Source organism: Kitasatospora sp. MBT63 (assembly GCF_000710465.2).
Classification (GTDB): Bacteria; Actinomycetota; Actinomycetes; order Streptomycetales; family Streptomycetaceae; genus Kitasatospora.
Genome location: NZ_JAIZ01000466.1, coordinates 1 through 9,440 on the forward strand (window position 1 = coordinate 1; position 9,440 = coordinate 9,440).

General features: G+C 71.7%; 8 protein-coding genes. 3 read left to right on the top strand and 5 right to left on the bottom strand.

Annotated features, from left to right (window positions below; all coding sequences use genetic code 11):
- Both AA75_RS25270 and AA75_RS25275 read right to left on the bottom strand, forming a co-directional pair.
- Positions 1-673: PIN domain-containing protein (locus tag AA75_RS25270; protein ID WP_033822540.1), on the bottom strand; the 673-nt coding region annotated here is incomplete at its 3' end.
- 203 nt (positions 674-876) lie between these two features.
- Entirely contained in the window at positions 877-1,671 is a 795-nt protein-coding gene (locus AA75_RS25275) for an isoprenyl transferase (protein WP_051813299.1), read from the bottom strand.
- A 370-nt stretch (positions 1,672-2,041) separates the two neighbouring features.
- Between AA75_RS25275 and AA75_RS25280 the strand changes: the two genes are divergently transcribed.
- Positions 2,042-3,628 (top strand): chitinase, encoded by a 1,587-nt coding sequence (locus tag AA75_RS25280; protein ID WP_033822541.1) that lies wholly within the window; start codon positions 2,042-2,044, stop codon positions 3,626-3,628.
- Between the two features lie 158 nt (positions 3,629-3,786).
- Here AA75_RS25280 and AA75_RS25285 read toward each other — a convergent pair whose 3' ends face one another.
- On the bottom strand, positions 3,787-4,470 hold the full coding sequence (locus AA75_RS25285; RefSeq protein WP_033822542.1) for an A24 family peptidase: 684 nt from the start codon (positions 4,468-4,470) through the stop codon (positions 3,787-3,789).
- A 141-nt stretch (positions 4,471-4,611) separates the two neighbouring features.
- Between AA75_RS25285 and AA75_RS25290 the strand changes: the two genes are divergently transcribed.
- Entirely contained in the window at positions 4,612-5,826 is a 1,215-nt protein-coding gene (locus AA75_RS25290; RefSeq protein WP_033822543.1) for a pyridoxal phosphate-dependent aminotransferase, read from the top strand.
- Between the two features lie 244 nt (positions 5,827-6,070).
- Here AA75_RS25290 and AA75_RS25295 read toward each other — a convergent pair whose 3' ends face one another.
- Positions 6,071-7,897: a phosphoenolpyruvate carboxykinase (GTP) gene (locus tag AA75_RS25295; protein WP_033822544.1), complete on the bottom strand. Its 1,827-nt coding sequence runs from the start codon at positions 7,895-7,897 to the stop codon at positions 6,071-6,073.
- A gap of 276 nt (positions 7,898-8,173) precedes the next feature.
- Here AA75_RS25295 and AA75_RS25300 point away from each other — a divergent pair, with 276 nt between their 5' ends.
- Complete coding sequence (locus tag AA75_RS25300; RefSeq protein WP_149038363.1) at positions 8,174-8,869, top strand: hemolysin III family protein; 696 nt, start codon at positions 8,174-8,176, stop codon at positions 8,867-8,869.
- Here AA75_RS25300 and AA75_RS25305 read toward each other — a convergent pair.
- Positions 8,840-9,121 carry a hypothetical protein gene (locus AA75_RS25305; protein WP_033822546.1) on the bottom strand — a complete coding sequence of 94 codons (282 nt, stop codon included), beginning with the start codon at positions 9,119-9,121 and terminating at the stop codon, positions 8,840-8,842. The genes AA75_RS25300 and AA75_RS25305 overlap by 30 nt on opposite strands.
- Positions 9,122-9,440 lie beyond the last annotated feature (319 nt).

Sequence of the window (9,440 nt, forward strand, 5' to 3'; positions counted from 1 at the left end):
CCAGGCGCACCCGGCCGTCGTGGGTGACCCGGCCGAGCGCGCGCCCGCGCTCGGAGGTGAGCACCAGACCGGTGTGCACGGGGAGTTCGGCGGCCCCCTCGATGTCGACCGCGACGTCGTGCCCGGCGGTGAAGAGCGAGTCCACCGTGTCCCCGGCGACGTGCAGCTCGGTCATCCCGGTCCAGCCGGAGGTGATGGCGAGCTCGGCCCGGTACTCCTCGGCGAGCAGGCCGACCGAGCTGGCCTTGATCCGCAGCGGAAGGTCCTTGGAGACGACGGTGACGTCGTACCCCTCGGCCTGGAGGTTGCGGGCCACGGCCAGGATGCGGGTGTCGGCCTCGCCGCCGCCGGCGCGGTAGCCGGCCGGGAGGATCGAGGGGTCGGAGTGGTTCAGCTCGACCCGGATGGTGCCGCCGAACTCGCCGACCGGGATCGGCTCGTCGAGCCTTCCGTGGCGGACCCGGAAGTCGTCGAGCAGGCGGAGCGCCTGGCGGGCGAAGTAGCCCAGCTCCGGGTGGTGCCGCTTGGCCTCCAGCTCGGTGACCACCACCACCGGGAGGACGACCTCGTGCTCCTCGAACCGTGTCACGGCGAGGGGGTCTGCCAGGAGCACGCTGGTGTCGAGAACGTACGTGCGCCGGTCTGGTGTCCGGCGGCTCTTGGTACTGACCACTAGGCCTCCAGAGCGGATGACCCAGCGTCATCCGCGGCTCACCGGTCCCCGCGACCCCGGTGGCCGGGGTACCGGTCTTGACTGGTCTATTCCCAGGGTCGGCGTGGTGCATACCCGCCGGGAAGAACGGCGGGATCACAAATGGTGAACGTTTGGCGGGCTGGCCTGCGGGTATTCGGATTGACCGGCTGTCAGGGCCGTCGTCAGAGCCCGAGCCGCCGGTTGCGCAGCTGGAAGTCGCGCAGGGCCCGCAGGAAGTCGACCTTGCGGAAGGCCGGCCAGTACGCCTCGCAGAAGTAGAACTCGCTGTGCGCGCTCTGCCAGAGCAGGAAGCCGGAGAGCCGCTGCTCGCCCGAGGTCCGGATGATCAGGTCCGGGTCGGGCTGACCGGTGGTGTAGAGGTGCTCGGCGATGTGCTCGACGGAGAGGATCTCGGCCAGTTCCTCGATCGAGGTGCCGCGGCCCGCGTGCTCCTGGAGCAGCGAGCGCACCGCGTCGGCGATCTCGTGCCGGCCGCCGTAGCCGACCGCCACGTTGACCGTGATGCCGCGGATGTGGGCGGTGGCCTGGGCCGCCGACTTGAGGGTGTCGGCGGTCTGCTGGGGGAGCAGGTCGAGCGCGCCGACCGGGTTGACCTTCCAGCGGCCGTCGGCGGCGAGCCGGCGGACGGTGTCCTCGATGATGCCGAGCAGCGGCACCAGCTCGTCGGCCGGGCGGGAGAGGTTGTCGGTGGAGAGCATCCAGAGCGTGACCACCTGGACGTGCGTCTCGTCGCACCAGCCCAGGAACTCGCTGATCTTGTCGGCGCCGCGCTGGTGGCCGTCGGCGGTGGTGCCGCCGGTCGCCTTGGCCCAGCGGCGGTTGCCGTCGAGGATCACGCCGATGTGGTTCGGGGTGTTGTCGAGGTGCACCTCGACCCGGCGGCCGTACAGCGAGTACGCGTTGTCCAGCAGGGTGCGAAGCCCTGGCGTGCGCTCGACCACGTCGCGCAGACCCATGTCGTACTGCCCCTCCGAGCTCATTACCCCCGGGTGCGAAATCCCCTGGCGCAGCCTACTCCCGGAGTGCGCGGGGAGGTAAAGCCGCAGGTACCGAAGGTGTCACGAGCACGTCGCGAAACCGTTCGGACGCGTTTGGTCACGGCCGCGCGGGCTCGGACACGGAAAGGTATCCGGTTCCTTAAACGACCCCTAAGCCGGGCGCCGACTCCTTGACGCCCGGCATTGGTCTAGTCCAGCTTGTGACGCAGGACACGGCGGATCCCCCCCGCCGCACCCCCACAGCACCACTGCGGACCTTCCCTCCCCCACGCGGAGCCGCCGCGACCCCCACCGCGGCGGCTCCCCCTCCTCCCACAGGAGTTCGCACATGGCCCGTACGCTGCAGCAGCCGTCCCACCGGCGCCGGCGCACCAACCTCCCGACCGTCCTCGGGGCGGGCGCCACCGCCCTCGCCGTGGCCGGCACCGGCCTGGCGCTGTTCGCCGGCGGCGCCAGCGCGGCGGTCGGCAACCTGGTCGGCAACGGCGGCTTCGAGTCCGGCCTGTCCGGCTGGACCTGTACCGGCACCGCGGTGGCCGGCGCCCCCGCGCACTCAGGCGCGGCCGCCCTGAACGCCACCCCGAGCGCCTCCGACACCGCCGAGTGCCGGCAGACCGTCAGCGTGCTGCCCAACTCCAGCTACACCCTGGCCGGCTGGGTCCAGGGCCCGTACGTCTACCTGGGTGCCACCGGCACCGGCGGCGCCGACCCGAGCACCTGGTCGAGCCAGAGCAGCTGGAACCAGCTCTCCACCACCTTCACCACCGGGGCGGGCACCACCAGCGTCACCCTGTACGTGCACGGCTGGTACGGCCAGGCCGCCTACGGCGCGGACGACATCACGCTGACCGGACCGGGCGGCACCTCCTCGCCCTCGCCCTCGCCGTCGGCCTCCTCCTCCTCGCCGTCCCCGTCGGCCTCCGCCTCCAGCTCGGCCCCGGCGTCCCCCTCGCCGTCCGCCAGCAGCAGCGCGCCCACCTCGCCGTCGCCGACCGCCACCACCACCCCGCCGGCCACCGGCCTGCCCAAGCACGCGCTCACCGGCTACTGGCAGAACTTCGACAACGGCGCCACCGTGCAGCGGCTGCGGGACGTGCAGAGCGCGTACGACATCATCGCGGTCTCCTTCGCCGACGCGACCACCACCGCGGGCGGCATCAGCTTCACCCTGGACCCGGCGCTCGCCAGCAAGCTCGGCGGCTACGGCGACGCCGACTTCAAGGCCGACATCGCGGCCAAGCACGCAGCCGGCAAGAAGGTCGTGCTGTCGATCGGCGGCCAGAACGGCACCATCGTGGTGAACAACTCCGCCGCGGCCAACACCTTCGCCAACACCGCCTACGCGCTGATCCAGCAGTACGGCTTCGACGGCGTCGACATCGACCTGGAGAACGGCGTCGACCCGGTCTACATGGCGCAGTCGCTGCACACCCTGCAGAGCAAGGTCGGCTCCGGCTTCATCCTGACCATGGCCCCCGAGACGATCGGGATGTACTCCACCGCCGGCAACTACTTCCAGCTGGCGCTGAACACCAAGGACATCCTGACCGTCGTCAACACCCAGTTCTACAACTCGGGCGGCATGAACGGCTGCGACGGCAAGGTCTACACCCAGGGCACCATCGACTTCATCACCGCCCAGGTCTGCACCCACATCCAGGGCGGGCTGCGGCCCGACCAGGTCGGCATCGGCGTCCCGGCGTCGACCCGCGCGGCGGGCGGCGGCTACGTCAACTCGACCGTGGTCGACAACGCGCTGGACTGCCTGGCCACCGGCACCCACTGCGGCAGCTTCGTCCCGCCGGCCAAGTGGCCGACCATCCGCGGCGCGATGACCTGGTCCACCAACTGGGACGCCGCCAACGGGAACGACTTCTCCACCAACGTGGGCGCCCACGCCCACGCCATGCCCTGACCCCGTGCCGTAGCCCCGTGCCGTAACCCCGTACCGCAACTCCCCCCGGCGCGCCTCCCCCTGAGGGTGGGGCAGGACGCGCCACCCCGGAGCCCGTCCCCGCCGCCGCACCGGCTGGGACGGGCTCCGGCCTTCCGGCGGCCGAGGGCCCCGGTGGATCAGGACGCGGCCAGCACCGCCAGCAGGGTGCCCAGCAGCATCCACGGCCCGAGCGGGAGGTCGTCGCCCCGGCCGGCCCGGCCGGAGACCAGCAGCGCCACGGCCCACACCGCGGCCGCCAGGAAGGTCAGCACGAAGCCGCCCGCCACCGCGGACCAGCCGTACCAGCCGAGCAGCGCGCCGAGCGTCGGCGCCAGCTTCACGTCGCCGAGCCCGACCGGCGCCACCAGCGCGAGCAGCAGGTAGCCGCCGCCGAGCACCAGCGCCGCGAACAGGCAGCGCAGCAGTACCGCGCCGTCGGGCGCGGTGAGCACCAGCAGGACCGCGGTGCCGGCGGCCAGCGGCAGGGTCAGCACGTCCGGGAGCCGGCTGACCCGGGCGTCGACGAAGGCCAGCACCACCCCGAACAGCGCCGCCCAGGCCAGCGGCAGCACCACCGGCCAGGACGCCGCCGCGCCGAGCACCGCGCCGACCGCCGCGGCGGCGGTCTCGATCCGCCACGCGCCCGGGCCGCCGCCCGCACCGCAGCGCGGACACCGGCCGTCCGGGCGGTGCAGCCGGCGGCCGAGCGGACAGCACTCCCGCCAGGGTTCGCCGTCCGCCACCGCGTACCGGGCGGCGGCCGCCCGCAGGACCGGCGCCGCCAGCAGGCCCGCCGCCGCGCCCGACACCACCGCGATCATGTCGCTCTCCCCCCTCCGGCCGGTCAGGCCGACCCGGCCGAGCCTACGGGGAAGCGGCCGGGGAAACCGTCCGGTCGACCGGGTGACCTGTGGCCCATCCCACTGCGGAATCGGCGTACGGGCGCCGTAAAGTAAGGGGGTATGCAGGTCATCCAGTCCAGCAAGCTCGCCAATGTCTGCTACGACATCCGCGGTCCGGTGCTCGACGAGGCGATGCGGCTGGAGGACCAGGGCCACCGCATCCTCAAGCTGAACACCGGGAACCCGGCGGCCTTCGGCTTCGAGGCGCCGCCGGAGATCCTCCAGGACATCCTGAAGAACCTCTCCTCCGCGCACGGTTACGGCGACTCCAAGGGCCTGCTCGCCGCCCGCCGCGCGGTGGTGATGAGCTACGAGGAGCGCGGCCTGCACGGGCTCACCGTGGAGGACGTCTTCCTCGGCAACGGCGTCTCCGAGCTGATCCAGCTCGCCATGACCGCGCTGCTGGACGACGGCGACGAGGTGCTGGTCCCGGCGCCGGACTACCCGCTGTGGACCGCCTCGGTCAGCCTGGCCGGGGGCACCGCGGTGCACTACCGCTGCGACGAGCAGTCCGAGTGGTACCCGGACCTGGCCGACCTGGAGTCCAAGGTCACCGACCGGACCCGCGCGATCGTGGTGATCAACCCCAACAACCCGACCGGCGCGGTCTACCCGCGCGAGGTGCTGGAGGGGATCGTCGAGATCGCCCGCCGCCACCAGCTGGTGCTGTACGCGGACGAGATCTACGACAAGATCCTCTACGACGACGCCGAGCACGTCCCGCTGGCGACGCTCGCCCCCGACCTGTTCTGCGTCACCTTCAACGGCATGTCCAAGTCGTACCGGGTGGCCGGGTTCCGCTCGGGCTGGATGGTGCTCTCCGGCGACCGGCACCGGGCCCGCAGCTACATCGAGGGGCTGACGGTCCTGGCCTCGATGCGGCTGTGCGCCAACATGCCGGCCCAGCACGCGGTGGCCGCCGCGCTCGGCGGACGGCAGTCGATCAAGGACCTGCTGCTGCCGGGCGGCCGGCTGCTGGAGTCCCGCGACGCGGCGTACCAGCTGCTGAACGAGATCCCGGGCGTCAGCTGCGTCAAGCCCAAGGGCGCGCTGTACGCCTTCCCGCGGCTCGACCCCCAGGTGTACAAGATCAAGGACGACGCGCAGATGGTGCTGGACCTGCTGCGCGCCCAGCGGATCCTGATCGTCCAGGGCACCGGCTTCAACTGGCCCGATCCGGACCACTTCCGGCTGGTCACCCTGCCCCGCCCGGAGGAGATCACCGACGCGGTGACCCGCATCGGCGACTTCCTGAGCGGCTACGTCCAGCCCTGACACCCAACGGCCCCGCCCCCGGGCGGGGGCCGGGAGCGCCCGGAGGCGAACGGGCGAGAACGCGACCCGCCCTGAACCGAAGGGCGCGCCGACGCCGGAAGCGACGAACGACCAGCGAGCGCAGCGAGCGCCGGAGCGAGGAGTGCCGGCGTCGGGCCGGGAGCGCCCGGAGGCGAACGGGCGAAGATGCAGCACCGCCGCCCCCGGTCAGGGCGGGGGCGGCGGAGGCTGGGGTGGGGCGAGGTCAGCCCAGGCGCTTGACCAGGGCGCGGTACTCGTCCCAGAGCTCGGTCGGCGTGTGCTCGCCGAACAGCTCCAGGTGGGCCGGGATGAGTGCGGCCTCCTGGCGCCAGATGTCGGCGTCCACCGAGAACAGCAGGTCGAGGTCGGACTGCGGGATGTCGAGGCCCTCGAGGTCGAAGGCGTCCACGGTCGGCAGCACGCCGATCGGGGTCTCGACGCCCTGGCCGGCGCCGTCGAGCCGCTCGACGATCCACTTGAGGACCCGGCTGTTCTCGCCGAAGCCCGGCCAGATGAACTTGCCCTCGCCGTTCTTGCGGAACCAGTTGACGTAGTAGATCTTCGGCAGCTTGCCGGCGTCGGCCTGCGCGCCCAGCTTCAGCCAGTGGCCGAAGTAGTCGCCCATGTTGTAGCCGCAGAACGGCAGCATCGCGAACGGGTCGCGGCGCAGCTCGCCGACGGTGCCCTCCTGGGCGGCGGTCTTCTCGGAGGCGATGTTGGCGCCCAGGAAGACGCCGTGCTGCCAGTCGAAGGACTCGGTCACCAGCGGGACGGCGCTGGCGCGGCGGCCGCCGAACAGGATGGCCGAGATCGGCACGCCGGCCGGGTCCTCCCACTCGGGGGCGATGGTCGGGCACTGCGAGGCCGGCACCGCGAAGCGGGCGTTCGGGTGGGCGGCGGGGGTGCCGGACTCGGGGGTCCAGTCGTTGCCGCGCCAGTCCGTCAGGTGCGCGGGGGGCTCCTCGGTGAGGCCCTCCCACCAGACGTCACCGTCGTCGGTGAGCGCGACGTTGGTGAAGACCGTATTGCCCCAGAGGGTGTCGATCGCGTTGGCGTTGGTGTCCACGCCGGTGCCGGGGGCGACGCCGAAGAAGCCGGCCTCCGGGTTGATGGCGTAGAGCCGGCCGTCGGCGCCGAAGCGCATCCAGGCGATGTCGTCGCCGATGGTCTCGACCTTCCAGCCCGGGATGGTGGGCTGGAGCATCGCCAGGTTGGTCTTGCCGCAGGCGGACGGGAAGGCGGCGGCCACGTACTTGGCCTCGCCGGCCGGCGGGGTGAGCTTGAGGACGAGCATGTGCTCGGCCAGCCAGCCCTCGTCGCGGGCCATGGTGGAGGCGATCCGCAGCGCGTAGCACTTCTTGCCGAGCAGGGCGTTGCCGCCGTAGCCGGAGCCGAAGGACCAGATCTCGCGGGTCTCCGGGAAGTGCGAGATGTACTTGGTGGTGTTGCACGGCCACGCGACGTCGGCCTGCCCCTCGGCGAGCGGCGCGCCGACGGTGTGCACGGCCTTGACGAAGTCGCCGTCCTCGCCGAGCTGGTCGATCACGGCCTGGCCCATCCGGGTCATCACGCGCATCGAGACGGCGACGTAGGCGGAGTCGGTGATCTCGACGCCGTACGCGGCCAGCGGGGAGCCGACCGGGCCCATGGAGAACGGCACGACGTACATCGTGCGGCCCTTCATCGAGCCCTTGAAGAGGCCGTTCGCGCCCGAGAAGAGCTCCCGCATCTCTGCCGGGGCCTTCCAGTTGTTGGTCGGGCCGGCGTCCTTCTCCTGCTCGGAGCAGATGTAGGTGCGGTCCTCGACGCGCGCCACGTCCGTGGGGTCCGAGGCGGCGTAGTAGGAGTTCGGGCGCTTCTCGGTGTTGAGCTTCTTGAAAGTGCCCTGGGCGACCAGCAGCTCGGCGAGGCGGAGGTACTCCTCCTCGGAACCGTCGCACCACTCGACGCGGTCCGGCTGGGTCAGCTCGGCGATCTCGGCGACCCAGGCCAGCAGACGCTTGTGGCGGGTGGGCGCGGACTCGGCGAGCGCAGAGTTCGAAGACGACACGATCGCTCCGTTTCACACCATCTCGGCCAGGAGACGGCATCGCGGGGGTTGAGGGTGTAAGCAGCGTAGCTCCGCCTACGACCCCTCTTTGCGGCGTAACGGCGCAATCGAGTGAACTTTTACTCCATCATGTCCATCTACGCGCCAGTAACAAGGCATTCCCGGCCAGCCTCGTGACCGACGCCACCACGGCCAACTTCTACGAAATGTACAAGAGTGAGGATCACCACTTCCTACGGACTAGTAACCTACGGTCCCGTAAGTAGGATGACGTCCATGACTGTGGTGGAGGAGCCCCTACCTGCCGACCCGGCCGCCGCGACCGTGGCTGAGTGGGCCAAACCCAAGTGGCGCGGCTGGCTGCACGCCGGGATGTTCCCGGCCTCGCTCGCCGCCGGCATCGTGTTGATCTGCCTGGCCGACTCCACCGCGGCGCGGCTCGCGTGCACGGTCTACGCGGTCAGCGCCTGGCTGCTGTTCGGCGTCAGCGCGGTCTACCACCGCTTCGACTGGGGCCCGCGCGGCGACGCCGTCCTGCGCCGGCTGGACCACGCGAACATCTTCCTGATCATCGCGGGCACCTACACGCCGTTCACCATCCTGCTGCTGCACGGCACCGCGCAGCTGGTCCTGCTCTGGGTGGTGTGGGGCGGCGCGCTGGCCGGGATCGGCTTCCGGGTGTTCTGGGTCGGCGCACCGCGCTGGCTCTACACCCCGTGCTACGTCGCGCTCGGCTGGGCGGCGGTCTTCTTCCTGCCGGACTTCCTGCACGCCGGCGGCGTGGCGGTGATGACCCTGATCGTGGTCGGCGGGGTGCTCTACACCCTGGGCGGGCTGGTCTACGGCCTGAAGCGGCCGGACCCGTCACCGCGCTGGTTCGGCTTCCACGAGGTCTTCCACGCCTTCACCCTCGGCGCGTTCACCGTGCAGTACGTGGGGATCTCACTGGTCGCGTACACCGCGGCCGGCTGACACCCGCGCGTCCAGCCGCTCACGGGCCCGACGGCAGCGCTCGCAGTGCGCCGCGTCGGGCCCGTCGCCTGCCGTCCGCAGGTGCGCCTTGGCGCGGAACCGCACCGCCACGTGGCCCATCACCAGCAGCACCTCGATCGCGGACACCGCCCAGACCAGCCGGGGCCCGCCCAGCAGGTAGCCCGCCACCACGGCGAGCGCGGCGACGAGCGCCAGCAGCCCGCCCCAGAACTGCACATCCCTGTTCGCCATCGGCATCCTCTCCGCCGTATGACCGCCGCATGGCCACGGACCGGAACATCTCCCCACCCAAGGTGACATCCGCACCACGCTCCGGGGCGAACAGGGGATCAACGCTGCGCCAAATTACTGTGCGGACCGTGCCGGGAAACCTGCCGCGGCCACCCGCACCGGGCCGCCGCCCACCGCCGTACGGACACCGGACGGTGAGGACCCGTCAGGCGGAGCGCCCGCCACAGGCAGCGCCCGCCACAGGCAGCGCCCGGTGATGCCGCACCTTACCGGGACGGTCCGCCCGCCCGATGTACGGCGCGCCCCCGGGGCCGCCCCC

Excerpts from the sequence above, each read along its gene's own strand:
- AA75_RS25275 (WP_051813299.1), bottom strand. The coding sequence starts at position 1,671 with ATGGGTCTGCGCGACGTGGTCGAGCGCACGCCAGGGCTTCGCACCCTG.
- AA75_RS25300 (WP_149038363.1), top strand. The coding sequence starts at position 8,174 with ATGACTGTGGTGGAGGAGCCCCTACCTGCCGACCCGGCCGCCGCGACC.
- AA75_RS25285 (WP_033822542.1), bottom strand. The coding sequence starts at position 4,470 with ATGATCGCGGTGGTGTCGGGCGCGGCGGCGGGCCTGCTGGCGGCGCCG.
- AA75_RS25290 (WP_033822543.1), top strand. The coding sequence starts at position 4,612 with ATGCAGGTCATCCAGTCCAGCAAGCTCGCCAATGTCTGCTACGACATC.
- AA75_RS25305 (WP_033822546.1), bottom strand. The coding sequence starts at position 9,121 with ATGGCGAACAGGGATGTGCAGTTCTGGGGCGGGCTGCTGGCGCTCGTC.
- AA75_RS25280 (WP_033822541.1), top strand. The coding sequence starts at position 2,042 with ATGGCCCGTACGCTGCAGCAGCCGTCCCACCGGCGCCGGCGCACCAAC.